This is a genomic window from Sulfitobacter profundi, assembly GCF_042661425.1.
Lineage (GTDB): Bacteria > Pseudomonadota > Alphaproteobacteria > Rhodobacterales > Rhodobacteraceae > Sulfitobacter > Sulfitobacter profundi.
The window spans coordinates 2,010,571-2,036,243 of the sequence record NZ_JBHSWA010000001.1 but is presented as its reverse complement, the minus strand read 5'-3'; the positions used below and the strand labels follow the sequence as shown (position 1 = coordinate 2,036,243).

The window sequence follows — 25,673 nt, the reverse complement described above, 5'->3', positions numbered from 1 at the left end:
GCTCACCCCTTGCGCTGATACACCCATGCGCCGTCTGCCTCACGCAGCACGCGTGTGGCCTCTCCGGCTTGGTAAAGGTGGCTCAGATGGGCGACGGCTTCAACCAGCGCTAGGCCATATTCCGCCTCGCCAATGCTGCGCTTGAACAGCGGCGCGAAACATTCCGAGGCTGATTTCGGCGTGTCGATATAGGCCAGCAGGCGGCGCAGGGCGCTGTGGTGGTTCTCGATCAACTGTTTAAGTCGCGTCGGCAGGCCGGTGAAGGGCAGTTTGTGCCCGCCAAGTACCAGATGATCCTCGCGCGCCAAGGGTAGGAAACGCTCGCAAGCCTCCAACCATTCGCCGATGGGGTCGGCCATGGGCTCCGTCGGGTAGACGCCGATGTTGGGGCTGATGGAGGGCAGGATTTGATCCCCCGCGATCACCAAATTGTCATCCCGGCTCCAGAAGGTGGCGTGTTCGGGCGCATGACCATTGCCGATATGCACATCCCAATCGCGCCCGCCCATGCGGATCACGTCATCCTGCCGGATCCGGGTGAAGCCTAGCGGCAGCGGGGCCACGACGTCGGAAAAATTGAAAGGTCGTTCGTTGGCGCGTTTGTCGTAGAGCTCCGCCGCCATGCCCGCTTTACGATAAAACGACAGGGATTCGGCGACCGGCACCTCTTGCACGTCCAGCGTCAGCATCCGCGCGGTGAGCCATGCGGTCCGTGTGGTGACCAGTTTCGCGCCATGCTCCGTCTGCAACCAACCGGCAAGGCCGATGTGATCGGGGTGATGATGGGTGACGACCACGCGCGAGATCGGTTTGCGGCCCAGCGGTCCGGCCATCAGCCCCTGCCAGATGTCCTTTGCCCGGCGCGAAGCGAAACCGGTGTCGATCACCGTCCAGCTGTCACCTTCGTCCAGCGCATAGACGTTGACGTGATCCAGCTTCATCGGCAGCGGCAGGCGGAACCAAAGCACCCCCGGCGCCACTTCTATCGCCTCCCCCTCGGCGGGGGCACGTCCCATGGATAGCGCAGCCCCTTGGGCGGTTTCGGCGTGGTGGCGGAGAGGGTGGCCTGTTCTGTCATCAGCTTCTCAGGTCTTCGACATCAAGCGCATAGAGGTCTTCGGCCCCCGCCTGCGCATGGGCCAGCAGCCCCTGATGCTCGGGCAAGAGGCGTTGGATGTAAAATCGCGCCAGCTTTTCACGTGCACCGCTGCCGCCTGCGGCTTTCTCGGCCATGGCGGCTTGCAAATGCAGATGCCCGCCCAGCACACGGGCAAAGGCGCGCAGGTAAGGCACGGCCCCGGCGAAGCGTTCGTTCATGTCCTTTTGCGCGGTCATCCATTCAGTCGCTTCGCGCAGGGTCTCGCTGGCTTGCCAGACGGCATCGGCCATGCGCGGGAACGGGTCGCGTGCGGTCTCGGCATCGGCTTCGATTTCGTCCAGCAGCCGGTTCGCTGCCTCACCGCCGTCCATCATTTTGCGGGCGACAAGGTCCATCGCCTGAATGCCGTTGGTGCCCTCATAAATCGCCGTGACGCGTACATCGCGGCTGAACTGCGCAGCGCCGGTTTCTTCGATAAAGCCCATGCCGCCATGCACCTGCACGCCCATCTCGGCAACGCTCATGCCTACGTCAGTGCCGAAAGCCTTGGTGATCGGCGTCAGGAACGCCGCCCGCGCCGCCCATTCGTCGCCCTGCCCGGCGCGCGCCATGTCGCTGGCATAGGCGCAGCTCAGCGCGATGGCACGAGAGGCAAAGATATCGGCCTTCATGCTCAGCAGCATCCGGCGTACGTCGGCGTGATCGACAATGGTGCCCGTGCCACCCTCGACAGGCGACCGGCCCTGTTTGCGGTCCAGCGCATAGTCCAGCGCAAGTTGATAGGCCCCTTCAGCGGCCCCAATGCCCTGCTCTCCAACGCCTAGCCGCGCATTGTTCATCATCGTAAACATCGCCGCCATGCCGCCGCCTTCGCGGCCAACGATCCAACCGGTCGCGTCGTCATATTGCATGACCGCAGTGGGCGAGCCGTGCAGACCCATCTTATGCTCAAGGCTGACTACGCTGACACCATTGCGCTGGCCCGGCTCCCCATTCTCATCGGGGATGAACTTAGGCACGAGGAACAGGCTGATCCCCTTGGTGCCCGCGGGTGCCCCCGGCAGCCGGGCAAGAACGAGATGGCAGACATTGCCCGCGAAATCATTGTCGCCCCAAGAGATATAGATTTTCTGGCCCGAGACCGCGTAGGTCCCGTCGCCATTGTCTTCGGCCCGGCTGCTGAGCGCGCCCACGTCCGACCCGGCCTGCGGCTCGGTCAGGTTCATCGTACCGGTCCATTCGCCCGAGATCAGCTTGGGCAGGTAGAGGGTCTTGATCGTGTCGCTTGCGTGATGCTCCAACGCTTCGATCTGGCCTTGGCTCATCAAAGGCGCAAGCTGAAGCGACAGGCAAGCGCCGCTCATCATCTCGTTGACTGCGCTGGTCAGGGTCATCGGCAGGCCCATGCCGCCGAATTCAGGGTCGGCCGACATGCCGATCCAACCGCCCTCGGCAATCGCGGCAAAGCCTTCGGCAAAACCCGGAGAGGTCCGCACGATGCCGTTCTCCAACTTCGCGGGATGCAGATCGCCGCCACGTTGCAGGGGCGCCAGCACGTCATTACAAAGCCGCCCCGCCTCCTCCAAAATTGCGCCGGTCACGTCATCGGTGGCCTCGGCGTAGCGGTCAGTGGCGCGGAGGGCTGCGAAATCCAGCACATCTTCGATCAGAAAACGGTAGTCATCCACGGCGGCGCGGTACGGCATATCATATCCTCCTGAAAGGCGCGCTTGATCTGGCAAGCCTAACATGGCCCTGATAAAGGCTGGTTTATGTTGCCGCCAGCATGAAATGCCCGGCCGCCCCCGCAACCCAAACGCGGCGTCACGGGATGCTGCAGGATTAGACAGGATTAGCCCTGCTATGACCGAGACGCTGACCCCCACGCCCCAAGGCATCGCCCGCGCGGCGAAGCTGCTGCAAGACGGTGCGCTGGTCGCTCTGCCGACCGAGACGGTCTATGGCCTTGGCGCGGACGCCCGCAATGGGGAAGCCGTGGCGGGCATTTATGCCGCCAAGGGGCGGCCCAGCTTCAATCCGCTGATCGTGCATTTGCCGGATATCGAGACCGCCAAACGATACGTGGAATGGACCGACGATGCCGACCGGTTGGCGCAGGCCTTTTGGCCCGGCGCGCTGACATTGGTCTTACCGCTCAAACCCGACAGCGGGCTGTCGTCACTGGTCACGGCGGGATTGCCCAGCCTTGCGGTGCGCGTGCCAGCCCACCCCGCCATGCGGCAGGTCTTGCAGGCACTCAACGGTCCCGTGGCCGCGCCCTCGGCCAACCCCTCGGGCAAGATCAGCGCGACCACGGCTGCGCATGTGCTGGCGGGCCTCGACGGTAAGATCGCGGCGGTACTGGATGACGGCGCCTGCACTGTTGGTTTGGAAAGCACGATCCTCGGTCTGACCGGCCCCCGCCCTGCCCTGCTCCGCGCAGGCGGCCTGCCGAGTGAGGCGATAGAGGCGGCGCTCGGGCAACCGCTAGAGATCGTCGATGGGGCAGAGATCATCGCGCCGGGGCAGTTGGCCTCTCACTACGCCCCTGGCGCGGCGGTGCGGTTGAACGCGGAAACGGCTGGGCCGGGCGAAGTGTTGCTTGGCTTTGGAACGATGGTTTGCGACCTCAACCTCTCGCCCTCCGGCGACCTGACCGAGGCTGCGGCGAAGCTTTTTGACCATCTGCACCAGTTGGACGCCACCGGACAGAGCATCGCCGTAGCGCCGATCCCCGATCACGGCTTGGGCCGCGCGATCAACGACCGTTTGGCCCGCGCCGCCGCCCCGCGCTAGGCGTGGCCGGCTGAGGCCGAAAGCCCCAAGGGGTCAATGCCCAGCGTTTTGAGCGCCGCCGCCCATTTCTCTGCATCCGGCAGGTCAAAAATCACCTCTGGCGAGGCCTCGCAGGTCAGCCAGCCGTTCTGCGCAATCTCGCCCTCCAACTGCCCCGGCCCCCAGCCCGCATAGCCCAGCATCAACTGCGCGCGCTCTGGCCCCTTGCCGGTGGCGATGTCTTCTAGGATGTCGCGCGTGGCGGTCAGCGCAATGCCATCGCCGACCCGCAGCGTTTCAAGGGCAGAGCGGTATTCATCGGAATGCAGCACAAAGCCGCGCCCCGTCTCGACCGGGCCGCCGAAATGTACGGCCAGAGATTTCGCCTGCGGCGGCGTGTCATCGACCAATTGATCCAGCACATCCGACAGGCGCAGTTCCGGGGCGGGTTTGTTGACCATCAGCCCCATCGCGCCCTGTTCTGAATGCGCAGAAAGATAGATTACGGAATGTGCGAAACGTGGATCGCCCATGCCCGGCATCGCGACCAGCAGTTTGCCCGTCAGTTCCATTGTCTGACCCGTCAACGCCCACCTCCTGAAGGTAACCTTTCTTTAAACATGGCCGCTTGCGCCCTACAAAACAAGAGATGCCGCCCGCCGCCCGCCCCATCGGCGAAACATGGATGATGCAAATGTGACTTGGCAGGCGCGGATGGATACCCCATCAAGACCCCATGAATATATCGCGCCTCTTCTCCGCCGTTCTTTCCTGCCTTGCCCTTGCCCTGCCCGCCGCCGCACAGGACGGTGTCGGCACGCCACTGCAGGGTGATCTGCTCACTGGTTGGCAACAGGCCGACGGGCGGCGGGTGGCGGCGATCCGGCTGCGCATGGCTCCGGGGTGGAAGACCTATTGGCGCAGCCCCGGTGACGCTGGCATTCCGCCAGAGTTCGACTGGTCCGGCTCTGACAACCTGCGCGATGTGCAAATCACATGGCCCGCGCCCAAGGTCTTTGACCAAGGCGGGGTGAACTCCATTGGCTATGCCCGCGAAGTGATCCTGCCGCTGACCATCACCCCGCGCCGCCCCGGTGCCCCGGTAAGCTTGGACGCCAGCATCGACCTTGGCGTGTGCAGTGACATCTGCCTGCCACAAACCATCCGCCTGCGCGCCCTGCTCGACACCCGTGACAGCAAGCCCACCCCGGCCATCGCCGCCGCCTTTGCAGCGCGGCCCTATTCGGGGGCCGAGGCTGGATTGAAAAGCGCCCAATGCAGCCTGCGCCCCACCGCGCGGGGGCTGGAGATCGAAACCCGGCTTGCCCTGCCCTCTGCCGGGGGTAAGGAGACCGTGGTGATTGAGCCCGGCAACCCCAACATGTGGATGAGCGAGATGGACAGCCAGCGGTCGGGCAATACACTTGTCGCCAGCGGAGAGATGATCGCCGAGAACGGCACGGCGCTGGCATTGGACCGCTTTGCCATTCGGATCACCGTCATCGGGCAGGATCACAGTGTCGAGATCACGGGCTGCACCTCTGGCTAAGTCACGGCGCTACTTGCGGCGTTGATGCTCGTCTAGCCGGGGCATGATCTCTACGAAATTGCAGGGCATATGGCGGTAGTCCAACTGCTTGAGCAGTATGCCGTCCCATGCGTCTTTGCAGGCCCCCGGGCTGCCGGGCAACGCGAAGAGATACGTCCCCTGCGCCACCCCGCCCGTCGCACGGCTTTGCACGGCGCTGGTGCCGATCTTCTCCATTGAAATCATGGTGAAGACTGTGCCGAAAGCGTCGATCTCTTTCTCATAGACATCGCGGTGCGCCTCGACGGTCACGTCGCGCCCCGTAAGCCCGGTGCCGCCCGTGCTGATCACCACGTCGATTTCAGGGTCCGCGCACCAGTCGCGCAGTTGCGCCGCGATGGCGGGTCGGTCGTCGGTCACGATCTCGCGCGCGGCCAGCACATGGCTCGCCGCTTCAATCCGTCCGACCAGCACATCACCCGAACGGTCCTCGGCCAAGCTGCGGCTGTCCGAAACGGTCAGCACGGCAATTCTCACGGGGATGAACTCCCGGCTGTCGTCGATCCTGCTCATGTCCGCTCCATCATTGCCAAACGCGCGGCCAGTGCCACGAAAATGCCGCTGCTGATCCAACCGAGCACACGCCCGCCCCCGGCCAGCCGTCGCCCGATTCCGGCAGCGAAGACTCCCACCGCGCCGTTGATGACGAAACCGCCCAAGGCCAGCACCGCGCCAAAGGTCAAGAACTGCGCCAAGACCGGCCCAGCCTCTGGCACCACGAATTGCGGCAGAAAGGCCAGCACGAAAAGGATCACCTTGGCGTTGGTCAAATTGACGATAAACCCGGTGTTAAACGCCCGCCAGCCGCCCATGCCGGGCGTCGTGTCGCGCGGCTTTCCAGCCTGTCGCAGCGTTTGAACCGCAAGCCACAGCAGATAGGCCACGCCAAGCCAGCGGATCAGATCAAGCGCCCAAGGCAGCGCCGCCACCAGCGCCCCAAGACCAAGCCCCGCCAGCGTCACATGCACAAAAGCGCCCGCGGAGATCCCGGCACTCGCCGCCAGCGCGGCACGCGGGCCCGAACGCAGCCCCTGCCCAAGGCAAAACATCATATCCGCCCCCGGTGTCAGGTTCAGAGCCAAGGCGGCAGGCACGAAAGCCAGAAGGGTCAGCGCATCAACCATCGCGCAAGTTGGCCTGAACGCTCAACAAATCGGCCCAAGCCTCGCGCTTGGCCTCGGGGTTGCGCAGAAGGTAGCCGGGATGGACCATCGGCATGCAAGAAAGATCGGCGGCTTTGGTCCAATTGCCCCGCAACCGCATGATGCTGCGTTTTTCCAGCAGCGACTGGCAGGACCAATTGCCAAAGAGCACCAGCACCTTGGGTTTGGCCAATTCGATATGACGCTGCACAAAGGGGCGCATCATCGCAATCTCATCCGGTTTCGGGTCGCGCCCCTGCGGCGTGCGCCACGGTAGGATATTCGACAGGTAGACATTGCGGTCCCGCCCCATGTCGATCGCCGCCAGCATCCGGTCAAGCATCTGACCCGTGCGCCCCACGAAAGGCTTGCCCGCGCGGTCTTCGTCGCGGTCGGGCGCTTCGCCAAAGATCATCAAAGGCGCGCCCGGCACCCCATCGGCAAAGACCAGATTGCGCGCACCCTTGTGAAGCTCGCAATGTTCGAACCCTTGGACCGCGGCGCGCAACTCTTCCAAGGTCTGCGCGCCCCGCGCGGCGCGGCGGGCCAAGGCGACGGGGTCGGGCGTTTCCGACGCCTGCAAAGGCTGGGGGCCTTTGCCGATCTTGGCACTGGCTTTGGGCGGGCTTGCGGGCACCTCATAGCGGTTGACCGGGGCGTCGCAAATCGCTTCGGTCGCGCCAAGCTCAACCTGCCGCGCCAGCATCTCTGCCGCCTGATGATAATCGAATGATTCCATGGCCGCAGCTTACGCCCTGTAGGCGAGGGGCGAAATGCCCTATCGCTGCGCTTTACCTGCCAAGCCGCCCGCGCCTATAAGGCGGCAACAGCAGAAGGGATCGCCACCATGTCATTCGCCCATCGCCACCTGCTTGGCATCGAACAACTCTCGCAGGCAGACATCACCACCCTGCTGGATTTGGCCGACACCTATGCAGACCGCAACCGCCAGCCGAACAAGCATTCGGACGCGCTGCGCGGGCTGACGCAGATCAATATGTTCTTTGAAAACTCCACCCGCACGCAGGCGAGTTTCGAGATCGCGGGCAAGCGTCTAGGCGCGGATGTGATGAACATGGCGATGCAGGCCAGCTCGATCAAAAAGGGCGAGACGCTGATTGATACCGCGATGACGCTGAACGCAATGCACCCAGATCTGCTGGTGGTACGCCATCCGCAATCCGGCGCGGTGGACCTGCTGGCGCAGAAGGTGAACTGCGCCGTGCTCAACGCAGGCGACGGGCGGCACGAGCATCCCACACAGGCACTGCTGGATGCGCTGACGATCCGCCGCGCCAAGGGTAGGCTGCACCGCCTCAGCATCGCGATCTGCGGCGATATCGCGCACAGCCGGGTGGCGCGGTCGAACATCCTACTGCTTGGCAAGATGGAGAACCGCATCCGCCTTGTCGGCCCGCCGACCCTGATGCCGAGCCAGATCGACCAATTTGGCGTCGAAGTCTTTGACGACATGAAAAAGGGGCTCGAAGGTGTCGATGTGGTGATGATGCTGCGCCTCCAGAAAGAGCGGATGGACGGCGGGTTCATCCCCTCCGAGCGCGAGTATTATCACCGCTACGGGCTGGATGCCGAAAAGCTCGCCCATGCCAGCCCCGATGCCATTGTCATGCATCCCGGCCCGATGAACCGCGGGGTTGAGATTGACGGCACGCTGGCCGATGACATCAATCGCTCGGTGATCCAAGATCAGGTAGAGATGGGCGTCGCCGTGCGCATGGCCGCAATGGACCTGCTGGCGCGCAACCACATCGCCGCCCAGCCCGGCGCGATCTGAGCGGAACCCCAATGGGCCAAGCGGCGTTTTCCTGAGAACAGTTAAAGGAAGCCGTCATGCCCCATACAGAAGTCGCCCCGCAAGAAGCCGGCAAAGTCCGGGTCTACACCCTCTCGCTCTCGGATGACGAGGCGCGGGCCATGCGTGATGATGAGACCGCACAGGCCGCCGCCCTTGGGGTCGAGCGGATTGACGCGGCCTATACAGAGGTCTTTCGGGTTGCCGACCTAGATCAACTGGGGCTTGCGGGCTATCTGCGCGACGGCAATGGCGTGAACCCCAACCAGATCGAGACGGACCGCAGCAAGCTTGCCGCGCTCGACGGCTGGGTAATGATCGTCTACTCCCGCGCTTTCGCCGGGCAGTCGCTGCAACTGGCTCCGATCCCGGCGCTGACCCATATCGGCACCTATACCGAAGGCGGCCCCGACACGCCCGTGCAAGCGATGGAAGCCGAAGCCGCCCAGCCCTACACCGGCATCCCCCGCGTCTCTCCGGCTGAGCCTGCAAAGGGCGGTGGCGGCAAGACGATGGTGATCGTGGCCGTTGTCGCGCTGATCCTGCTGGTCATCTGGTGGCTGCTGGCCTAAGGCGAAAACCGCTGGCACCCTTGGTGCTGGCGGGTTACATCTGGCCCATGCAAGAACCTGAACACGATCCCAAGATGTCTGGCCGTATTGCGATGGTCGCCCTTCTGGTGGCTTTTGGCGTGGTCGGTATGATGATTTGGATCGGCGGTTAAGGGCGACACCTGCCTCAGAAAACCGCGAAAACCGCTTGGTCTGGGGGGCGATTTGGGGCATGACAGCGGCGCATCCGCTATCGCATCAAAGGCCCGCCCATGACCCAGTTCTTCACCAACCTGCGCCTTCTAGACCCCGAAGCCAGCACGCTTGAGCCAGCCGCTGTTTTGGTCCGCGATGGGGTGATTGCCGAGGTTCTGGTCGGTGGCGCTACAGCGCCCGACGGCGCAGAGGTGATCGATTGCGGTGGTCATATCCTCGCCCCCGGCATCGTCGATATTGGCGTGAAAGTTTGCGAACCAGGCGAGCGGCATAAAGAAAGCTACCGCTCTGCCGGTCTGGCCGCAGCAGCGGGCGGGGTGACAACGATGGTCACACGCCCTGATACCGATCCGGCCATCGACAGCCCCGAAACACTCGAATTCGTCACCCGCCGCGCCAATGAGGCCGCCCCAGTGAATGTGGTCCCCATGGCCGCACTTACCAAAGGCCGCGACGGGCGCGAGATGACCGAGATTGGCTTCCTGATGGATGCAGGCGCCGCCGCCTTTACCGATTGCGATCGCGTGGTGACGGATACCAAAGTCTTCTCCCGCGCGCTGACCTATGCGCGCAGCCTTGGTGCACTCGTCATCGCCCACCCGCAGGATCCGGGGCTGAGCAAGGGGGCGGCTGTCACCTCCGGCAAATTCGCCTCGCTGCGCGGCCTGCCTGCCGTGTCGCCCATGGCCGAACGCATGGGACTGGACCGCGACATTGCCCTGATCGAGATGACCGGCGCGCGGTATCACGCAGACCAGATCACCACCGCACGCGCCCTGCCCGCGCTGGAACGCGCCAAGCGCAACGGGCTCGACATCACCGCGGGCGTGGGCATCCACCATCTGACGCTGAATGCGCTCGACGTGGCCGATTATCGGACCTTCTTTAAGGTGAAACCGCCACTGCGCGACGAGGAAGACCGCATCGCCGTGGTCGAAGCCGTCGCCAGCGGCCTGATCGATATCATCTGCTCTATGCACACCCCGCAGGACGAAGAAAGCAAACGCCTGCCCTTCGAGGAAGCCGCCAGCGGCGCGGTCGGGCTGGAAACGCTGCTGCCCGCCGCCCTGCGATTGGTCCATGCCGAGATGATGGACCTGCCGACGCTCTGGCGCGCGCTGTCGCTGAACCCGGCCAAACGGCTCGGCCTGCCCGGTGGGCGGATTGCCGTGGGGGCGCCTGCGGATATGGTGCTGTTCAACCCCGACGCGCCCTTCGTGTTGGACCGCGCGACGCTGCGGTCAAAATCCCGCAACACGCCCTTTGACGGGATGCGGATGCAGGGTAAGGTCGTGGCAACTTATGTTGCAGGCTCCTGCGTTTACGAGGCGAATTGATGCCCCCTATCGACACTTCTATTGAAATGATCCTTTTTTGGGCGCTGGCGGGCTACGTCATCGGCTCTATCGCCTTTGGCATGCTGCTGGCGCGGCTGATGGGGCTGGGCAACCTGCGCGATATCGGGTCGGGCAACATCGGCGCGACCAATGTGCTGCGCACCGGCAACAAAAAAGCCGCGGCGCTGACGCTGTTGCTGGACGGGGCCAAGGGGGCCGTTGCGGTGCTGCTGGCCCGGGCCTTCGCGGGCGAAGATGCCGCGCAGGCGGCGGCGCTCGGCGCGATGATCGGCCATTGCTATCCGGTCTGGCTTGGCTTTCGCGGCGGCAAGGGCGTGGCGACCTTTTTGGGCCTCATGCTGGCGCTGGCATGGCCTGTCGGGCTGGCATGCTGTGCGGTCTGGCTGATTACGGCGGCAGTCTCGCGCATCTCGTCCCTGTCGGCGCTGGCAGCAGCGGCAAGCTCAACCTTTTTGCTGGTGTTCCTTGGCTATGGAGAAATGCTGCTTTTGGGCATCGCCCTGACGCTGCTGATCTTTTGGCGGCACCGCGACAACATTCGCCGCATTCGAAGCGGTACGGAATCGCGGATTGGTCAGAAGGGCTGACACCGCCCGAAGGCGGCATCAGCCAATTCATGTTTCAGTAGGAATATTCGGCGTAGATACGGCTCAGATCGCCGTTCCATGGCCCATGATAATCCGCCAGCAGATCATCCGCAGGCACGCGGCCCGTCTCGATACTATCGCGCAGGGCGTTGAGGAAATGCGTCTCATCCGGGACCAGCCCGCCTGCGCCGGGACGGGCGCGGGCTTTCAAACCGGCCTCTGACAGGGCCACCGCCTCGCGGGCCAGATCATGCATCTTTAGCCCGCCAACCTCGGCCTGAAGGCCGTGGGTCGAGGCCGCGATACGCAGCTCTTCTCGGGTGTCGGCATCCCAATCCTTGACCAAATCCCAAGCGCCATCCAACGCGCTCTGGTCATACATCAGCCCGACCCAGAAGGCCGGAAGGGCGCAAAGACGCCGCCACGGGCCGCCATCGGCACCGCGCATTTCGATGAATTTCTTCACCCGCGCCTCGGGGAAGAGCGTGGTCAGATGATCGGCCCAATCGCTCAGCGTCGGCTTCTCGCCGGGCAGCGCAGGCAGCTCGCCCTTCAGAAAATCGCGGAAGGACTGGCCGAGCGCGTCGATATATTTGCCATCGCGGTAGACAAAATACATCGGCACATCGAGCGCATATTGCACCCAAGCCTCAAACCCAAAACCCTCGTCAAAGACGAAAGGCACCATCCCAGTGCGGGCATCATCCAGATTGCGCCACACCAACCCGCGGGTGGATTTCACGCCATTGGGCTTGCCGTCGAGGAAGGGTGAATTGGCAAAAAGCGCATTGGCGATAGGCTGCATTGCCACGGCGACGCGCATCTTTTGCACCATGTCGGCTTCCGTCGCGAAATCGAGGTTCACCTGAACGGTGCAGGTGCGGCGCATCATGGTGGTGCCCATGGTGCCGACCTTTTGCATATAGCTGTCCATCAACTTGTAGCGGCCCTTGGGCATCAAATCCATCTGCTCATGCGACCACTCGGGCGCGGCACCCAGACCGATGAAGCCCACGCCGATCTCATCGGCCACATCTTTGACCTCGCGCAGGTGGGTGTTCACCTCATCGCAAGTTTCATGGATGGTTTCGACTGGCGCGCCCGACAGCTCCAACTGCCCGCCCGGCTCAAGACTGATGTTCGCACCCTCTTTTTCCAGCCCGATAAGCTTGCCACCCTCTTCGACCGGCGCCCAGCCGTGACGGTCACGCAGCCCTTCCAGCATCACCCGGATTGAGCGGTCGCCCTCATAGGGCAACGGCTTGAGGGTATCGGTGCAATAGCCGAATTTCTCGTGTTCTGTACCGATGCGCCAATCTTCTTTGGCTTGCAGCCGTCGGCCAGATACTGCGCCATTTGGTCATGATGTTCGATCGGGCCGCCGCCGGATTGAGGAATGGACATTTGCGAGGGCTCCGTTTTGAAGGGTCGTCTTGGGTGTCTTCTAAGGTGACGACTTGGCGTCGTGTTTAGCAGGGATGGGCGGATTTGCCGGGGCTGTCAATGCAGCAAGACATGCGCCGGGCGCAGCGGCGCGCGCTCCCAGATCACAACGGCGTCATGCCGGGTCTTGCGCAACTCAAAGAGCATCCGCTCGGTACGCAGGCCCGGCAGGGCGGCGAAAGCGTCAAAAAGCGCCTCGGAGCCAGCGGCATTCACCGGGATCAGCAAGGGGGTTTCATCGTCGCGCGGCTCAAGCCGCCAATGGGCGGGAAACATCTGCCGGTCAAGGCTGAGCCGCTGCAGTTCACGCAGGGCGACCGTGCCGCCGGTCAGCGGGCCGAAATAGGTGATCTGCCCCTCGACAACCTGAACGGCCCCCGCCCCGTCACCTTCACCGCGAAAGCGCGCACGCTGCACGCCGAGCCAGATCAGCGCAGTCCCGCTCGCAAGGGCAGCGTATCCCGGCACCGCCAGCAAAAAGCCCGGCCCGGCCACCAGCCAGAGCCCAAAGAGCATCAGCCCGCCGCCGACGATCGCTTCGCGCCAGCGCCAAAGCTGGTCGCGGGCCCCTTGGCGCAGGAAACTCATTGGGCCATCCTTTGCATCACCAATCCCCCAAAGCCTGCTGCCACATCGTCATCGCCGCCACCGCAGCCGTATCGGCCCGCAGGATGCGCGGCCCCAGTGTGACGGCGTGGGCATGATCAAACCCGTGCAAGCGCTTGCGTTCTCCTTCCGAAAACCCACCTTCGGGACCGATGAGAATAGCCCATGGTCCGCCTGCCCCCATGGGAAGCGCGCCGCGCTCGCCAGCCAAAGTCTCATCGCAGAACATGATCTGACGGTTGCTGTCCCATTGATCCAGCAGCCGCCCTAACTTCACTGCCTCGGCCACCTCGGGCACATAGGTGCCGCCGCATTGCTCTGCCGCCTCGACCGCATGGGCCTGAAGGCGCGCTTGCTGCACGCGGCCTGCGTTGGTGAATTCGGTCATCACCGGGATAATGCGCGAGGCGCCCATCTCGGCGGCTTTTTCAACAATAAAATCTGTCCGGGTCTTTTTGATCGGCGCGAAAAGCAGCCACAGATCCGGCGGCATCTGCAACGGGCGGGTCTGCTCGACACAGGTCAGAACCCCGCCGCGTTTGCCCGCCTCAGCGACCTCGGCCAGCCATTCGCCATCGCGCCCGTTGAACAAAAGCACCCCAGCCCCGACCGACAGCCGCATCACCCCAAAGAGGTAATGCGCCTGCTCGCGCGCCAAAGGAACCGTTTGCCCCTGCCCCAAGGGCTGATCTACATACAATCTGATTTTCGCATTCATGGGGCCAGATATATGCACAACCAGCCGCCTTCGCCAGATGCTACGCCCGATGCGCCTGTTGCCGATGCGGTGGCCGACAATTGGGTCGACCGTTACGCCCCTGCCGGACTGCGCCCCTACCTGCGGCTGAGCCGCGCAGATCGCCCCATTGGCACATGGCTGTTGCTGCTGCCCTGCTGGTGGGGGCTGAGCCTTGCGATCCTTTTCGATCAGGCACCCCGGTGGGAGGATCTGTGGATTTTCACGGGCTGCGGCATCGGCGCCTTTCTGATGCGAGGGGCGGGCTGTACGTGGAACGACATCACCGACCGCAACATCGACGGCAAGGTCGCGCGCACCCGCTCGCGACCGATCCCTTCGGGCGCGGTCTCGGTGAAACAGGCGCTGGCGTGGATGGTGGGGCAAATGCTGCTGGCGCTGCTGATCCTGCTAACCTTTAACCAAGCAGCCATCGCCATGGGCGTCCTGGCGCTGCTGCCGGTGGCTGTCTATCCCTTCGCCAAACGGTTCACATGGTGGCCGCAGGTCTTTCTGGGGCTGGCCTTCAACTGGGGCGCGATGCTGGCTTGGACAGCCCATGCAGGCACGCTGCACGCGCCTGCCGTGGTGCTCTACCTCGCAGGGATCGCTTGGACGCTGTTCTATGACACGATCTATGCCCATCAGGACGCCGAGGATGACGCGCTGATTGGGGTGAAATCCACCGCGCGGCTTTTTGGTGAGAATTCGGGCCAATGGCTGCGACGCTTCTTAATGGCGACCGTGGGGCTGATGGGGATCGCGGTGATCTATGCCGGGTTGCCGCAGGCTTCGGTGCTGGCGCTGGCGATTGCCCTCGGCGGGCCTTGGGCGATGGGCTGGCATATGGCGTGGCAGCTTCGGGGGCTGGATACGAAGGACAACGCCAAGCTTTTGCAGCTCTTTCGCGCTAACCGTGATACCGGCATGATCCCGCTGTTGTTTTTCGCAGCAAGTCTTCTGGCCTGATTGCACCCCCGGCAGGACGCGCGTATCAAGTCTTGAGCTTAACAACCAGAAGGCCGCCCATGCGCCTCTCCGCCATTTTCATGATCGCCCTGACCTTTGCAGCCGCAGGGGTGGTCTCTCTCGTGGCGGCAAGCTTTTCGGTGCAGTTGATCGAGGATACTTCCGAAATCGGTGTGCGTGACGCGCTGGACGATCAGGGCATGACATGGGCCGAGGTGCAGGCCGATGGTCTGCAAGTCACCCTCGCCGGGATCGCCCCGACCGAGGCCGTGCGTTTCCGCGCCCTGTCGACCGCAGGCACCGTGGTCGACGCCGCCCGCGTGATCGACGAGATGGAGGTCGAGGCCCAATCCGGCATCGCCCCGCCGCGTTTCTCTGCCGAGGTTCTGCGCAATGATGCGGGCATCTCGATCATTGGCCTGATCCCCACCAGCACCGACCGCGAGGCGGTGATCGACGCCTTTGATGACATGGCGGGTGACGCCACGGTGACTGACCTGTTGGAAGCTGCCGACTATCCAGCCCCCGAAGGCTGGGAAGACGCGCTGAACTTTGCGGTGCGTGCCATGGCGGACCTGCCCCGCGCCAAAGCCTCGGTCGATGCGGGGCGCGTGACGATTACCGCCATCGCCGACAGCGCCGCCGCCAAGGCCCAGATGGAGCGTAAACTGCAGCGCGCGGCCCCGCCCAGCCTGCGGCTGCGGCTCGACATTGCAGCACCCCGCCCGGTGATCACCCCCTTTACCCTGCGGTTTGAGATCGACGCCGAAGGCGCGCGTTTCGATGCTTGCTCTGCCGATACCGAAGCCGCCGCCAACCGCATCCTGAAAGCGGGCATCGCCGCCGGCGCGTCAGAAAGTGCTGATTGCACCATCGGTCTGGGTGTGCCCAGCCCGAACTGGGGCCGCGCCGTGGCGCTGGCCATCGAAGCGCTGAGCCGCGTGGGCCAAGGCGCCATTTCTTTCGCGGATGCAGACATTACATTGCTGGCTGCGCCCGGCACCGATTCCAACACCTTCGACCGCGTTGTGGGCGAGTTGGAAAACGCCCTTCCGGATGTTTTCGCCCTGACCGCGAAACTGCCGAAAGTCGAAGACCCCGACGCAGGCCCGCCCGAATTCACCGCCACCCTCTCTCCCGAGGGGCAGGTGCAACTGCGCGGACGGCTCTCGACCGAGGGGTTACGCGATCTGGCGGACAGCTACGCAAAATCGCATTTCGGATCGGCCAATGTCTATACCGCCGCACGTCTAGACGAGACCCTGCCGGACGATTGGGCCACCCGGGTCCTGACCGGGCTAGAGGCCATGGCCTCGCTGGCCAACGGCTCTGTCAACGTCACGCCCGACCGGCTTGAGGTGATGGGCAACACCGGCAACAAGGATGCGAACACCACCGTTGCCTCACTCTTGGCTGACAAGCTGGGCGAAGGTGCGGATTACAGCATCGACATCACCTATCAAGAAAAGCTCGACCCCATCGCGGGTCTGCCCACACCCGAAGAATGCGAAGCCGAGATTCGCGAAATCCTGAAAATCGGCAAGATCACCTTCGAGCCGGGCAGCGCCACGATCGACGCGGCCGCTTTGGGTACGATGGATGATATCGCCGAGGTGCTGAAACGCTGCGGTGACATCCCGCTGGAAATTCAGGGCTACACCGACAGCCAAGGCCGCGAATCGATGAACCTGTCGCTGTCGCAAAGCCGCGCGGAATCGGTTCTGAACGAATTGCGCGCCCGCCGGGTGCTGACCTCGTCCTTCCTTGCCAAGGGCTACGGCGAAGAAAACCCCATCGCCGACAACAAGACCGAGGATGGCCGCGAAGCCAACCGCCGCATCGAATTCCGCCTGATCCAACCCGAGGCTGAGACGCCCGAAGACGAAACAGCGCTGGAATCTGCTGAAGAAACGGGCGATACCACGGCAGAAGAGATCGGGGAATCCGACGAAACCGAAGAAGGCAGCGGTGATGAGCAGAACTGAGTTTGTCCTGGCAACAGCCATCATTCTTTTCGTGGCCTTCTGCATGGGATGGTTCGCCAACTGGCTGCTGAACCGCTTCACCCGTGTGGCCGCCGATGATGTGGCCCAGCTTGACCGGATGAGCCAAGAGCTTCACGAGGCCGAGGAAACCCGCGATCAGGCGATCACCTATCTGCAGCAGCGCGAAGCCGAACTGACCAACCAGCTTGCCCAGACCGAGGCAGAGCTGCGCGCCGCGATGGACGGCCTGCGCGATGCCCGCCACGAGGCCGAAGAGATGCGCGCCTATATCGAGCGTCAGAAAGCCTAGCCCCACGCCCTTCCGGAGGCTCCCATGGCCAAACTCGCCCATTCCATGATCCGCGTCTTCAATGAGACGGCATCGGTGAAATTCTACGAAGACGTTTTCGGGCTGAAGATTGCGGACCGTTTGGATTTTGACAGCTTCACCCTGATCTACCTGCGCGACGCCTCGGGCGATTTCGAGCTGGAGCTGACAGTCAACAAGGACCGCGATACGCCCTATGATCTGGGCGACGGCTATGGCCATCTGGCCTTTGTGGTCGAAGACCTTGAGGCCGCCCGCGACACCGCGTTCAAGGCTGGTGCCGCCCCGCGGGACATCGTCGATTTTCGCCCTGCCGGAGAAACGGTGGCGAAGTTCTTCTTTGTGGCGGATCCGGACGGCTATCAGATCGAAGTCATCGAAAAAGGCGGACGCTTCGCCTGAAGCAGAGGCTTACCAGCGCTCTAGCGCAGCCTCATCATCGTCTTTTGCAGCGACCCAAGCCTCACCCTCAGCCGTGATCTCGCGCTTCCAAAACGGCGCGCGGGATTTGAGATAATCCATCAAGAACTCCGCCGCCTCAAATGCGCTGCGGCGATGCCGCGCTGCCGTGGCGACCATCATGATCTGTTCGCCCGGCACCAGACGCCCATGGCGGTGGATCACCAGCGCATCTTGCAGATCGAACCGCGCAACGGCCTGCTGCGCAATCTCGCGCAGCGCCTTTTCGGTCATGCCCGGGTAATGTTCGATCTCCATCGCGCTCAGCGTGCCTGCATCATTGTCGCGCACGACGCCGGTAAAGGTCACAATCGCACCGCTGCCGCCCTCGCCCTTGGCGAAACGTGCGGTTTCCTCGGCCAGATCAAAGGGCGCTTCCTGCACCAAAACGCGCATGGGTCAGCCCCCGGTCATCGGAGGGAAAAAGGCCACTTCGCGCGCGCCATTCAGCGGGGCGTCGAAGTCGGTCAACTCCTGATCCACGGCCACGCGCAATGCGGAGAGGTCAGAAAACGCCACTTCATAGCGCTCTTCGCGCCCGCGCAATTCTTCGATCAGTTCGGCCACTGTGGTGGCTTGGCTCTCCACCCGCTCGCGGGGCAGGCCGATCCGTTCTCGGACCCAAGCGAAATACAGAACATCCATCAGCGTGGCTCCTTCAGATGTGGCAGCGCCTTGCGCAGGTAGTCAAAGCCGGTGATGGCGGTCAGCACCGCGGCGATCCACAGCAGGACCAGCCCCAACAGCCCGGCCCATTCCATCCCGGCGAGTTTCCAACCCAGCCCCAGAGTATCTTCGACCTCGCCATCAAGGATCGCTTCGATCATCTGCTGGTCCATGCCGAAAACACTCATGCCGAGGTAATGCTCGAACACACCTTGCGAGAACAGCACGGCGATGGCGATCATCTGCAGGGTCGTCTTCCACTTGGCCAGTTGGGTGACCTTCAAAGTGCCCGCAACGTCGCCCAGATATTCACGCAGGCCCGAGACAAAGACTTCCCGAAACAGGATCAGCGTGGCGGGCAGCACCAGCCAAGGCGACCAGCTTGAGAAGGCCACGATCACCATCAGCGCGATCACGACCATCGCTTTGTCGGCAATCGGGTCGAGCATGGCGCCCAGTTTGGTTTCCTGCCCCCAAGCGCGGGCAAGATAGCCATCAAACCAATCCGTCACCGCCGCCCCGACGAAGAGCACCAATGCGAACCAGTCGGCGTAGGGGCGCGTAAAATAGAGAAACATGACCGCCACACCGGGGGCCGCGACCAGCCTGAGCAGGGTCAGGATATTGGGCAAATTCCATTTCATGACGTTATCCTATCTTGCGCCGTTCGCGGCTGAAAGGACGAAACCGCGCCAGCGGCCTGCCCTTCGGCGGACGCATACCTAACCCTTTTCATGGAAGTAGCCATAAATTGTCTCTGCCAGCGCATCCGACACCCCTTCGACGGCCTTAAGATCGCTAAGGTTCGCGCGGCCCACCGCCTTGGCCGAGCCGAAATGCGCCAAAAGCGCCCGCTTGCGCGCAGCCCCGACGCCCGGCACATCGTCAAGCGGCGTGGCACTGACCCCCTTGGCGCGTTTCGCACGGTGGGTGCCGATGGCGAAACGGTGCGCCTCGTCACGCAGCCGCTGCACAAAATATAGCACCGGATCATTGTGCCGCAGCGCCATGACGCGCTTGCCGACACGGTGGAACTCTTCCTTGCCCGCATCCCGATCAATGCCCTTGGCGACGCCGACCATCGGAATGTCCTGCACCCCATGCTGCGCCATAATCGAGGCCACCGCGCTCACCTGCCCGGCGCCCCCATCAATCAGCAACAGATCGGGCCAAAGCCCACGACTTCGGTCTGGGTCTTCTTTAATCAGGCGTTTAAACCGGCGGTGCAGCACCTCTTTCATCATGCCAAAGTCATCACCGGGGGTCAGGTCATCGCCGCGGATGTTGAACTTGCGGTACTGGTTTTTCATCATCCCTTCGGGGCCCGCGACAATCATCGCGCCCACCGCATTGGTGCCTTGGATGTGCGAGTTGTCGTAAACCTCTATCCGATCGGGCGGTTTTGGCAGATCAAAGGCATCGGCCAGTCCCTGTAATAGCTTGGTCTGGGTCGCCGTCTCGGCCATCTTGCGGGCTAGGCTTTCGCGCGCGTTGCGCAGGGCACCGTCGACCAGTTCGGCCTTCTCGCCCCGCTGTGGCACCAACAGTTCCACCTTGCGACCAATCTTGCCACTCAGCGCTTCGGCCATCAGATCGGGGTTTTCGATCTCATTGCTCAGGATCAACTGCCGCGGCGGCTCGCGGGTGTCGTAGAACTGGCCGATGAAAGCCTCCAGCACTTCGGCGGCGTCCACATCGGCCCCGACGCGGGGGTAGTAGTCCCGATTGCCCCAGTTCTGGTTGGCACGGATGAAGAAGACCTGCACGCAGGCCTGTCCGCCCTCCATATGGAGCGCGATGATGTCGGCCTCGTTCACCCCTTGCGGGTTAATGCCTTGGGCCGTTTGCACCTGCGTCAGCGCCTTGATCCGGTCGCGCAGAGCGGCGGCGCGTTCAAACTCCATCGCCTCAGATGCCTCGGCCATATCCTGCGCCAGACGGCCCTGAATCTCGGTCGATTTGCCACTCAGAAACCGCTCCGCATCACGGACGGTCTGGCGGTATTCCTCGGCCGAGATCTTGCCGACGCAGGGGGCCGAGCAGCGTTTGATTTGGTGTTGCAGACAGGGCCGTGTGCGGCTGTCGAACATCGCATTGGAACAGTCCCGCAACAGGAAGACCCGCTGCAACTGGTTGAGCGTCCGGTTCACCGCGCCCGCGCTGGCGAAGGGCCCATAATAGCTGCCCTTCTCTTTCTTCGCGCCGCGGTGTTTCTTGATCTGCGGATAGTCGTGATCGGCGGTGACAAGGATGTTGGGAAAGCTCTTGTCGTCGCGCAGCAGCACGTTGAACTTGGGCTTGAGCTGCTTGATCAGGTTCTGCTCAAGAAGCAGCGCCTCGGTTTCCGTCTTCGTGGTCAAAAACATCATCGAAGCGGTATTGGCAATCATCCGCGAAATGCGGCCCGAATGCCCCGTCGGCCGCGCATAGGACGACACCCGCGCGCGCAGGTTCCGCGCCTTACCAACATAGAGCACGCGGCTCTCCGCATCGAGCATCCGGTAGACGCCCGGCGAGGAATCGAGCGACTTCAGATAGGCCTGAATCACTTGGCGGCCTTGCGGCGGAGGGCTGTCGTTTGGCGTGGTCATCTCAGGCGCTGATTCTCGTGCTTCGCTGCAATAGGACGGCAATGGGGGCAAGCTTTAACATGTCCACCAAACATGTGGATAACTCTGCCGATAACTTCTGGGCATCTTGGATTTCTCTTTGTTTTTAACATGGTTCGCTGATTTGCCTGTTTTTTAGGCACGATCGTAATGCACTGATTTCGCTCATTTTTTTGTTTGCCGTGAAACAAGCCCCTGAAAACAAAAGGGTTTCGGTAACACTTTGGTTACATAGGTTAACGAGGTGCAAAACTTCCCGCATGGCCGTCAGTTTCGGGGGCTTTTAGGGCTTGTATCCCACTGCAAATGTTCGCCGCCATCGGTGCAGATAAGCTGCCCTGTGACGCCCGGCGAATCGATGAAATAGCCCAGTGCCGCCGTGATATCCTCTGGATTTGCCCCCGGCCCAAAACCGTGCCGCGGCGCTGCGCGGCAAAGTCTTCGGCGTCTTGATGCGGGCCTTGCAACGTGGGGCCGGGACCGATGCCATTGACCCGGATCGCCGGGGCCAGCGCCTGCGCAGTGGTGCGCGTCATTGCCCAAAGGCCCATCTTGGCGATCGTATAGGTGGTGAATTCCGGCGTCAGGTTGCGCACCCGCTGGTCCAGCATATTGACGATCAAACCGCGCGCACGCGGCTCGCCCCCGGCGTCGACCTTGGGCATCAGCCCCTGCCCCGCCATCGCCTGCGTCAACACGAAGGGCGCCCGCAGGTTGCTGCCCATATGGCGGTCCCAGCTTTCACGGCTGGCGCTCGCGATATCGTCCTGCTCGAATATCGAGGCGTTGTTCACCAGGCAGGTGATCGGCCCGCTAAGCGCCTCTGCCGCGCGGGGCAACAGCGCCCCGGCTGCGGTATCGTCCAAAAGGTCGGCTTGCAGGGCCACGGCGCGACGGCCCATGGCCGTGATTTCAGCGGCGGTTGCCTCGGCCCCGGCACGCGAGGTGGCGTAATGCACCGCCACGTCAAAGCCCCGCTGCCCGAGATAGAGCGCCATGGCGCGGCCCAGACGTTGCCCGGCTCCGGTCACCAATGCCCGCCGCATCTGCCGCCCTCCTCAGATCAGGATGATTAACAAATAAAGCCCGTAAAGCGCGCTGAGCGCCACACCCCAAAGCCGTGTGAGGTCGCGCCCCAGATAGACGAAGGGGATCAGCAGTAGCGACGCGCCCAGCATCACCCACAGGTCGATCCGCAAGAAGGCTTCGTCGACCGAGATCGGGCCGACAAGGCTTGCGATGCCGATAATTGCCAGCAGGTTGAACATGTTCGAACCAATGACGTTCCCAAGCGCCACATCCGCCTGACGGCGCAGCGCCGCCATCACCGTGGTCGCCAGTTCCGGGAGCGACGTGCCCACCGCCACCAGCGTCAGGCCGATCACCGTGTCGCTGACACCGTAGGTCTGGGCGATGAGCGTCGCATTATCCACCAAAAGGCTCGCGCCCAAGGGCAGGCCGATCAGCCCGAGGATCAGGAACAGCGCAATCTGCCAGCCCGCCATGTCGGGGTCGGCGCCTTCGGGCTCTTCCTCTTCCTCAACCTCCACGCTGCGGCAGGCGCGGCGGTGGTCCTTGGCATCGCTGAAGGCGTCGTAGAGCATATAGGCCAGACCGGAGAGCAGGATCAGCCCCGAGATCCAGTCGAACACACCGCGGAAGGCCAACGCGATAAAGAGCAGCGAGGCCGCGATCATCTGATTATAGGTCTTGCGCGTGCTGCATTCAGAGGTGTGCATCGTCGCCAACAGAGCGGGAATGCCCAGCACCATCAGGATGTTAGCCGTGTTCGACCCGACCACATTGCCAAGCGCCAGCCCCGGCACCCCGTCCAAGATCGCCTTGACCGAAATCAGGAGTTCCGGTGCCGAGGTGCCGAAGGCCACGATCGTCAAACTGACGATCAGCGCGGGCACGCCAAGGCGCAGCGACAGGTTCACCGCACCTTTCACCAACGCATCCCCCGCAAACAGCAGGATCACGAGGCCAAGCCCCGAAAGTAGCCACGGCATCAGCATCAACGCCCTCCCTTACAGGCGCAATCGCCTTTGCCAATGCGGTAACGTCCGCAGTCACGGCATTTGGTCCGGGATAGGCGTTTGCCCCCCAGCCAATGCATTTTTCCAAACCAAGCGAGCAGGCCCATGGCCACCAGAAAGAGCAAAACGATCTTAAAAACCATGGGCTAGAGACCAAACCGCGCATAGGCCGCGCGTTCCTCTATGCCCTGCACCGCGTCCTGCACCATCTGCACGCCAAAGCGTGACAGCAGCCCGCGTTTCACACCGTAGCGGCGCAGTTTCACCTTGTCACCAAAGCGCTCTTTCAGAAGCGGTTTCAGATGGCCGACACCGTCGATCAAGCCCAGTTCGGCGGCGCGTTTCGCCAGCCAGATTTCCCCGGTAAAGAGGTCTTGCCCCTCGGGCAGCTTGCCCGCGCGGCGGGTCTTTACGTGGTCGATAAAGTTCTCATGAATGTCTTCGAGCAGCGTTTTCAGCCGCGCGACATCTTCGGGGTCTTCCGGGCGGAAGGGGTCGAGCATGGATTTGCTCTGCCCTGCCGTATAGACGCGCCGCTCAACCCCGTGTTCGCGGATGAATTCATGCACCCCGAAAGAGGCAGAGATCACCCCGATGGAGCCCACAACCGAGCTTGGGTCGGCGTAAATTTCATCCGCCGCAGCTGCCAGCCAATATCCGCCCGACGCGGCGACATCTTCGACGAATGCGATGACGGGAATGTTCTTTTCCTCAGACAGCCGCCGGATACGCGCGCCGATCAACGAGGATTGCACCGGGCTCCCACCGGGACAGTTAATCTCCAGCGCGACAGCGGCAGGCTTGCCCTTAGCAAAGGCCTTTTCGATGACCGGCCCTATGGTGGCATCGTTCAACACGGCACGGCCCTGCGAGCCGATCATGCCGGCAAGCCGGATCACGGAAACGCTGGGCGGGGATTTTAGGAAGGGCAGCCGAATTCTCATTCTTCTCATGTAGAACGCCCACCCGGTGCAAACAAGGCGGGCGCAGAAGTTTCGCGGCCCTCAGGCCCGCAGACGCCAGCCGGTGCGGAAAATCCACCAGATCACGCCAAGGCAAAGCGCCGTGAACAGCGCGATTGCCGCAAGGCTGGTCAGGATCGGCACATCGGCAGAGCCGAAAAACGCCCAACGAAAGCCTGAGATCAGATAGACCACCGGGTTGAAGTGCGAGATCACCTGCCAGACCGGCGGCAGCATCGAGATCGAGTAGAAAGACCCGCCAAGGAAGACCAGCGGCGTGACTATTAAGAGCGGCACAAGTTGCAACTGCTCAAAATTCCCTGCCCAGATGCCGATGATGAACCCCATAAGCGCGAAGCTGATGCAGGTCAGGATCAGGAAAGCGACCATGGCGATGGGATGCTGGATGGTGATATCGACAAAGAAAAACGCCGTGATCAATATGATCGTGCCGATGAACAGCGCCTTGGTCGCGGCCGCCCCGACATAGCCGATGACGATCTCAAAGAAGTTAATCGGGGCCGAGAGCAGCTCATAGACCGTGCCGATGAATTTCGGGAAATAGATGCCAAAAGACGCGTTGGAGATCGACTGCGTGATAACGCTGAGCATGATCAGCCCCGGCACGATAAAGGCGCCATAGCTCACGCCCTCGACCTCTTCGATACGGCTGCCGATGGCTGCGCCGAAGACGACGAAGTAAAGCGACGTCGACAGCACCGGCGAGATGATGCTTTGTGTGATGGTGCGAAAGAAACGCGCCATTTCAAAGGCGTAGATGGCTTTGATCGCGGTCCAGTTCATGCCGCATCCTCCTTCAGCAGGTCGACAAAGATATCTTCAAGACTGCTTTGCCGCGTCGCCACATCTTGCAGAACCAGACCGCTTTCAGCCACTTTGGAAAGCAGCTTGGTGATCCCGGTTCGCTCGGCATTGGTGTCATAGGTATAGATCAGAGAGCGCCCGTCAGCCGAAAGTTCCACATCCGGCGATTGCAGCGCCAGTGGCACGTCGGTGATCGGCTCGGTAAGCTGCACTTCGAGTTGCTTCTTGCCCATCCGCGCCATCAGCGCGTCTTTCTCTTCGACCAGCAGCAATTCGCCCTTGGCGATGACACCGATCCGGTCAGCGATTGCTTCGGCCTCTTCGATGTAATGAGTGGTCAGGATGATCGTCACGCCAGAGGCTTTCAGCCCCGCCACGATCTCCCACATGTCCTTGCGCAGTTCCACGTCGACGCCCGCGGTAGGCTCGTCCAGAAACAGCACCTTTGGGTCATGCGACAGTGCTTTGGCGATCAGCACGCGGCGTTTCATCCCACCCGAAAGCTCACGGATCTGGCTGTCTTTCTTGTCCCAGAGCGAGAGTTGACGCAGGATTTTCTCCAGCACCGCCTCATCCGCCGGACGGCCAAACAACCCGCGCGAGAAGCGCACGGTGTTCAGCACCTTTTCAAACGGTTCAAGGTTAATCTCTTGCGGGACCAGCCCGATCATCGAGCGTGCGGCTCGGAAATCGTCCTTAATGTCATGGCCACCAACGGTCACTGTGCCACTGGTCGCGGTGGTGATGCCGCAAATGGTCGAGATCAGCGTCGTCTTGCCCGCCCCGTTGGAGCCCAAAAGCGCGAGAATCTCGCCCTGTTCGATCTGTAGGTTAACCCCTTTAAGCGCCTCGAAACCGCCCGCGTAGGATTTACGCAGGTTCTGAATATCCACGATTGTCGGCATGGTCGTCTCCGC

General features: G+C 62.6%; 25 protein-coding genes and 3 pseudogenes. 10 read left to right on the top strand and 18 right to left on the bottom strand.

The genetic code is table 11. The features are described 5' to 3' along the window. Nucleotides 1–2 precede the first annotated feature (2 nt). Both ACFQAU_RS10630 and ACFQAU_RS10625 read right to left on the bottom strand, forming a co-directional pair. Nucleotides 3–1,078: pseudogene (locus tag ACFQAU_RS10630) on the bottom strand (MBL fold metallo-hydrolase). After that, entirely contained in the window at nucleotides 1,078–2,805 is a 1,728-nt protein-coding gene (locus tag ACFQAU_RS10625) for an acyl-CoA dehydrogenase (RefSeq protein ID WP_132444254.1), read from the bottom strand. The pseudogene ACFQAU_RS10630 and the gene ACFQAU_RS10625 overlap by 1 nt, the downstream one beginning before the upstream one ends. Before the next feature lie 157 nt (nucleotides 2,806–2,962). Here ACFQAU_RS10625 and ACFQAU_RS10620 point away from each other — a divergent pair, with 157 nt between their 5' ends. Beyond that, the gene (locus ACFQAU_RS10620) at nucleotides 2,963–3,895 is read left to right on the top strand and encodes an L-threonylcarbamoyladenylate synthase (protein ID WP_132444253.1); all 933 of its coding nucleotides are present in this window, start codon (nucleotides 2,963–2,965) and stop codon (nucleotides 3,893–3,895) included. On the opposite strand, the gene ACFQAU_RS10615 is transcribed toward ACFQAU_RS10620, so the two are convergent. Next, nucleotides 3,892–4,446: a YqgE/AlgH family protein gene (locus ACFQAU_RS10615; RefSeq protein WP_120351756.1), complete on the bottom strand. Its 555-nt coding sequence runs from the start codon at nucleotides 4,444–4,446 to the stop codon at nucleotides 3,892–3,894. The genes ACFQAU_RS10620 and ACFQAU_RS10615 overlap by 4 nt on opposite strands. Before the next feature lie 164 nt (nucleotides 4,447–4,610). Here ACFQAU_RS10615 and ACFQAU_RS10610 point away from each other — a divergent pair, with 164 nt between their 5' ends. Continuing rightward, on the top strand, nucleotides 4,611–5,423 hold the full coding sequence (locus ACFQAU_RS10610; protein ID WP_132444252.1) for a protein-disulfide reductase DsbD domain-containing protein: 813 nt from the start codon (nucleotides 4,611–4,613) through the stop codon (nucleotides 5,421–5,423). 9 nt (nucleotides 5,424–5,432) lie between these two features. Here ACFQAU_RS10610 and moaB read toward each other — a convergent pair whose 3' ends face one another. The 3 genes from moaB to ACFQAU_RS10595 are packed head-to-tail and all read right to left on the bottom strand — an operon-like array spanning nucleotide 5,433 to nucleotide 7,343. Further along, a complete protein-coding gene (gene moaB, locus ACFQAU_RS10605; RefSeq protein WP_132444251.1) occupies nucleotides 5,433–5,975 on the bottom strand; it encodes a molybdenum cofactor biosynthesis protein B in 543 nt (180 codons plus the stop codon). After that, nucleotides 5,972–6,586, bottom strand: coding sequence for a LysE family translocator (locus ACFQAU_RS10600; protein WP_132444250.1), 615 nt, complete (start codon nucleotides 6,584–6,586; stop codon nucleotides 5,972–5,974). Before ACFQAU_RS10600 ends, moaB begins: the two co-directional genes overlap by 4 nt. Then, on the bottom strand, nucleotides 6,579–7,343 hold the full coding sequence (locus ACFQAU_RS10595) for a uracil-DNA glycosylase (protein WP_132444249.1): 765 nt from the start codon (nucleotides 7,341–7,343) through the stop codon (nucleotides 6,579–6,581). Before ACFQAU_RS10595 ends, ACFQAU_RS10600 begins: the two co-directional genes overlap by 8 nt. Before the next feature lie 108 nt (nucleotides 7,344–7,451). On the opposite strand from ACFQAU_RS10595, the gene ACFQAU_RS10590 reads away from it, so the two are divergent. From ACFQAU_RS10590 to plsY, 4 genes are all read left to right on the top strand, one after another. Continuing rightward, nucleotides 7,452–8,399: an aspartate carbamoyltransferase catalytic subunit gene (locus ACFQAU_RS10590; RefSeq protein WP_120352278.1), complete on the top strand. Its 948-nt coding sequence runs from the start codon at nucleotides 7,452–7,454 to the stop codon at nucleotides 8,397–8,399. Between the two features lie 56 nt (nucleotides 8,400–8,455). Continuing rightward, a complete protein-coding gene (locus tag ACFQAU_RS10585; RefSeq protein WP_120351760.1) occupies nucleotides 8,456–8,989 on the top strand; it encodes a hypothetical protein in 534 nt (177 codons plus the stop codon). 251 nt (nucleotides 8,990–9,240) lie between these two features. After that, nucleotides 9,241–10,521: a dihydroorotase gene (gene pyrC / locus ACFQAU_RS10580; protein WP_132444248.1), complete on the top strand. Its 1,281-nt coding sequence runs from the start codon at nucleotides 9,241–9,243 to the stop codon at nucleotides 10,519–10,521. Next, nucleotides 10,521–11,129: a glycerol-3-phosphate 1-O-acyltransferase PlsY gene (gene plsY, locus ACFQAU_RS10575; RefSeq protein WP_132444247.1), complete on the top strand. Its 609-nt coding sequence runs from the start codon at nucleotides 10,521–10,523 to the stop codon at nucleotides 11,127–11,129. The genes pyrC and plsY overlap by 1 nt, the downstream gene beginning before the upstream one ends. Nucleotides 11,130–11,163: 34 nt before the next feature. On the opposite strand, the pseudogene ACFQAU_RS10570 reads toward plsY, so the two are convergent. From ACFQAU_RS10570 to ACFQAU_RS10560, 3 genes and pseudogenes are all read right to left on the bottom strand, one after another. Beyond that, a pseudogene (locus ACFQAU_RS10570) lies at nucleotides 11,164–12,533 on the bottom strand (glutamate--cysteine ligase). A gap of 96 nt (nucleotides 12,534–12,629) precedes the next feature. Continuing rightward, the gene (locus ACFQAU_RS10565) at nucleotides 12,630–13,160 is read right to left on the bottom strand and encodes a hypothetical protein (RefSeq protein WP_132444245.1); all 531 of its coding nucleotides are present in this window, start codon (nucleotides 13,158–13,160) and stop codon (nucleotides 12,630–12,632) included. 16 nt (nucleotides 13,161–13,176) lie between these two features. Next, the gene (locus ACFQAU_RS10560) at nucleotides 13,177–13,896 is read right to left on the bottom strand and encodes a 16S rRNA (uracil(1498)-N(3))-methyltransferase (RefSeq protein WP_132444244.1); all 720 of its coding nucleotides are present in this window, start codon (nucleotides 13,894–13,896) and stop codon (nucleotides 13,177–13,179) included. Nucleotides 13,897–13,908: 12 nt separating this feature from the next. On the opposite strand from ACFQAU_RS10560, the gene ubiA reads away from it, so the two are divergent. From ubiA to ACFQAU_RS10540, 4 genes are read left to right on the top strand one after another with little or no spacing between them, the layout of a single operon-like run. Then, on the top strand, nucleotides 13,909–14,883 hold the full coding sequence (gene ubiA / locus ACFQAU_RS10555; protein ID WP_132444243.1) for a 4-hydroxybenzoate octaprenyltransferase: 975 nt from the start codon (nucleotides 13,909–13,911) through the stop codon (nucleotides 14,881–14,883). Nucleotides 14,884–14,942: 59 nt separating this feature from the next. After that, nucleotides 14,943–16,868, top strand: coding sequence for an OmpA family protein (locus tag ACFQAU_RS10550; RefSeq protein WP_120351767.1), 1,926 nt, complete (start codon nucleotides 14,943–14,945; stop codon nucleotides 16,866–16,868). Beyond that, nucleotides 16,855–17,178 (top strand): hypothetical protein, encoded by a 324-nt coding sequence (locus tag ACFQAU_RS10545; protein ID WP_007118939.1) that lies wholly within the window; start codon nucleotides 16,855–16,857, stop codon nucleotides 17,176–17,178. Before ACFQAU_RS10550 ends, ACFQAU_RS10545 begins: the two co-directional genes overlap by 14 nt. Before the next feature lie 24 nt (nucleotides 17,179–17,202). Further along, on the top strand, nucleotides 17,203–17,598 hold the full coding sequence (locus tag ACFQAU_RS10540; protein WP_132444242.1) for a VOC family protein: 396 nt from the start codon (nucleotides 17,203–17,205) through the stop codon (nucleotides 17,596–17,598). Between the two features lie 9 nt (nucleotides 17,599–17,607). Here the strand turns inward: ACFQAU_RS10540 and ACFQAU_RS10535 are convergent, their stop codons facing one another. The 9 genes and pseudogenes from ACFQAU_RS10535 to ACFQAU_RS10495 form a co-directional block, all read right to left on the bottom strand. Next, nucleotides 17,608–18,051 (bottom strand): molybdenum cofactor biosynthesis protein MoaE, encoded by a 444-nt coding sequence (locus ACFQAU_RS10535; protein WP_132444241.1) that lies wholly within the window; start codon nucleotides 18,049–18,051, stop codon nucleotides 17,608–17,610. A gap of 3 nt (nucleotides 18,052–18,054) precedes the next feature. Further along, nucleotides 18,055–18,303 (bottom strand): molybdopterin converting factor subunit 1, encoded by a 249-nt coding sequence (gene moaD, locus ACFQAU_RS10530; RefSeq protein ID WP_132444240.1) that lies wholly within the window; start codon nucleotides 18,301–18,303, stop codon nucleotides 18,055–18,057. Continuing rightward, nucleotides 18,300–18,965 carry a CDP-diacylglycerol--glycerol-3-phosphate 3-phosphatidyltransferase gene (gene pgsA / locus ACFQAU_RS10525; protein WP_132444239.1) on the bottom strand — a complete coding sequence of 222 codons (666 nt, stop codon included), beginning with the start codon at nucleotides 18,963–18,965 and terminating at the stop codon, nucleotides 18,300–18,302. Before pgsA ends, moaD begins: the two co-directional genes overlap by 4 nt. A gap of 78 nt (nucleotides 18,966–19,043) precedes the next feature. Then, complete coding sequence (gene uvrC / locus ACFQAU_RS10520) at nucleotides 19,044–20,912, bottom strand: excinuclease ABC subunit UvrC (protein ID WP_067628891.1); 1,869 nt, start codon at nucleotides 20,910–20,912, stop codon at nucleotides 19,044–19,046. 285 nt (nucleotides 20,913–21,197) lie between these two features. Beyond that, nucleotides 21,198–21,976, bottom strand: a pseudogene (locus ACFQAU_RS10515) (SDR family oxidoreductase). Between the two features lie 12 nt (nucleotides 21,977–21,988). Next, nucleotides 21,989–22,948, bottom strand: coding sequence for a calcium/sodium antiporter (locus ACFQAU_RS10510; protein ID WP_206054285.1), 960 nt, complete (start codon nucleotides 22,946–22,948; stop codon nucleotides 21,989–21,991). Nucleotides 22,949–23,115: 167 nt separating this feature from the next. Next, on the bottom strand, nucleotides 23,116–23,913 hold the full coding sequence (locus tag ACFQAU_RS10505; protein ID WP_132444238.1) for a S49 family peptidase: 798 nt from the start codon (nucleotides 23,911–23,913) through the stop codon (nucleotides 23,116–23,118). 60 nt (nucleotides 23,914–23,973) lie between these two features. Further along, a complete protein-coding gene (locus tag ACFQAU_RS10500) occupies nucleotides 23,974–24,735 on the bottom strand; it encodes an ABC transporter permease (protein WP_067629772.1) in 762 nt (253 codons plus the stop codon). Then, a complete protein-coding gene (locus ACFQAU_RS10495; RefSeq protein WP_132444237.1) occupies nucleotides 24,732–25,661 on the bottom strand; it encodes an ABC transporter ATP-binding protein in 930 nt (309 codons plus the stop codon). Before ACFQAU_RS10495 ends, ACFQAU_RS10500 begins: the two co-directional genes overlap by 4 nt. Nucleotides 25,662–25,673: the final 12 nt, after the last annotated feature.

Excerpts from the sequence above, each read along its gene's own strand:
- ubiA (WP_132444243.1), top strand. The coding sequence starts at position 13,909 with ATGCACAACCAGCCGCCTTCGCCAGATGCTACGCCCGATGCGCCTGTT.
- pyrC (WP_132444248.1), top strand. The coding sequence starts at position 9,241 with ATGACCCAGTTCTTCACCAACCTGCGCCTTCTAGACCCCGAAGCCAGC.
- ACFQAU_RS10560 (WP_132444244.1), bottom strand. The coding sequence starts at position 13,896 with ATGAATGCGAAAATCAGATTGTATGTAGATCAGCCCTTGGGGCAGGGG.
- ACFQAU_RS10545 (WP_007118939.1), top strand. The coding sequence starts at position 16,855 with ATGAGCAGAACTGAGTTTGTCCTGGCAACAGCCATCATTCTTTTCGTG.
- ACFQAU_RS10585 (WP_120351760.1), top strand. The coding sequence starts at position 8,456 with ATGCCCCATACAGAAGTCGCCCCGCAAGAAGCCGGCAAAGTCCGGGTC.
- ACFQAU_RS10565 (WP_132444245.1), bottom strand. The coding sequence starts at position 13,160 with ATGAGTTTCCTGCGCCAAGGGGCCCGCGACCAGCTTTGGCGCTGGCGC.
- ACFQAU_RS10505 (WP_132444238.1), bottom strand. The coding sequence starts at position 23,913 with ATGAGAATTCGGCTGCCCTTCCTAAAATCCCCGCCCAGCGTTTCCGTG.
- ACFQAU_RS10500 (WP_067629772.1), bottom strand. The coding sequence starts at position 24,735 with ATGAACTGGACCGCGATCAAAGCCATCTACGCCTTTGAAATGGCGCGT.
- ACFQAU_RS10625 (WP_132444254.1), bottom strand. The coding sequence starts at position 2,805 with ATGCCGTACCGCGCCGCCGTGGATGACTACCGTTTTCTGATCGAAGAT.
- ACFQAU_RS10510 (WP_206054285.1), bottom strand. The coding sequence starts at position 22,948 with ATGCTGATGCCGTGGCTACTTTCGGGGCTTGGCCTCGTGATCCTGCTG.
- uvrC (WP_067628891.1), bottom strand. The coding sequence starts at position 20,912 with ATGACCACGCCAAACGACAGCCCTCCGCCGCAAGGCCGCCAAGTGATT.
- ACFQAU_RS10535 (WP_132444241.1), bottom strand. The coding sequence starts at position 18,051 with ATGCGCGTTTTGGTGCAGGAAGCGCCCTTTGATCTGGCCGAGGAAACC.
- moaB (WP_132444251.1), bottom strand. The coding sequence starts at position 5,975 with ATGAGCAGGATCGACGACAGCCGGGAGTTCATCCCCGTGAGAATTGCC.
- ACFQAU_RS10610 (WP_132444252.1), top strand. The coding sequence starts at position 4,611 with ATGAATATATCGCGCCTCTTCTCCGCCGTTCTTTCCTGCCTTGCCCTT.
- ACFQAU_RS10590 (WP_120352278.1), top strand. The coding sequence starts at position 7,452 with ATGTCATTCGCCCATCGCCACCTGCTTGGCATCGAACAACTCTCGCAG.
- ACFQAU_RS10600 (WP_132444250.1), bottom strand. The coding sequence starts at position 6,586 with ATGGTTGATGCGCTGACCCTTCTGGCTTTCGTGCCTGCCGCCTTGGCT.
- ACFQAU_RS10540 (WP_132444242.1), top strand. The coding sequence starts at position 17,203 with ATGGCCAAACTCGCCCATTCCATGATCCGCGTCTTCAATGAGACGGCA.
- ACFQAU_RS10620 (WP_132444253.1), top strand. The coding sequence starts at position 2,963 with ATGACCGAGACGCTGACCCCCACGCCCCAAGGCATCGCCCGCGCGGCG.
- ACFQAU_RS10550 (WP_120351767.1), top strand. The coding sequence starts at position 14,943 with ATGCGCCTCTCCGCCATTTTCATGATCGCCCTGACCTTTGCAGCCGCA.
- ACFQAU_RS10615 (WP_120351756.1), bottom strand. The coding sequence starts at position 4,446 with ATGGAACTGACGGGCAAACTGCTGGTCGCGATGCCGGGCATGGGCGAT.
- ACFQAU_RS10495 (WP_132444237.1), bottom strand. The coding sequence starts at position 25,661 with ATGCCGACAATCGTGGATATTCAGAACCTGCGTAAATCCTACGCGGGC.
- pgsA (WP_132444239.1), bottom strand. The coding sequence starts at position 18,965 with ATGAAATGGAATTTGCCCAATATCCTGACCCTGCTCAGGCTGGTCGCG.
- ACFQAU_RS10595 (WP_132444249.1), bottom strand. The coding sequence starts at position 7,343 with ATGGAATCATTCGATTATCATCAGGCGGCAGAGATGCTGGCGCGGCAG.
- plsY (WP_132444247.1), top strand. The coding sequence starts at position 10,521 with ATGCCCCCTATCGACACTTCTATTGAAATGATCCTTTTTTGGGCGCTG.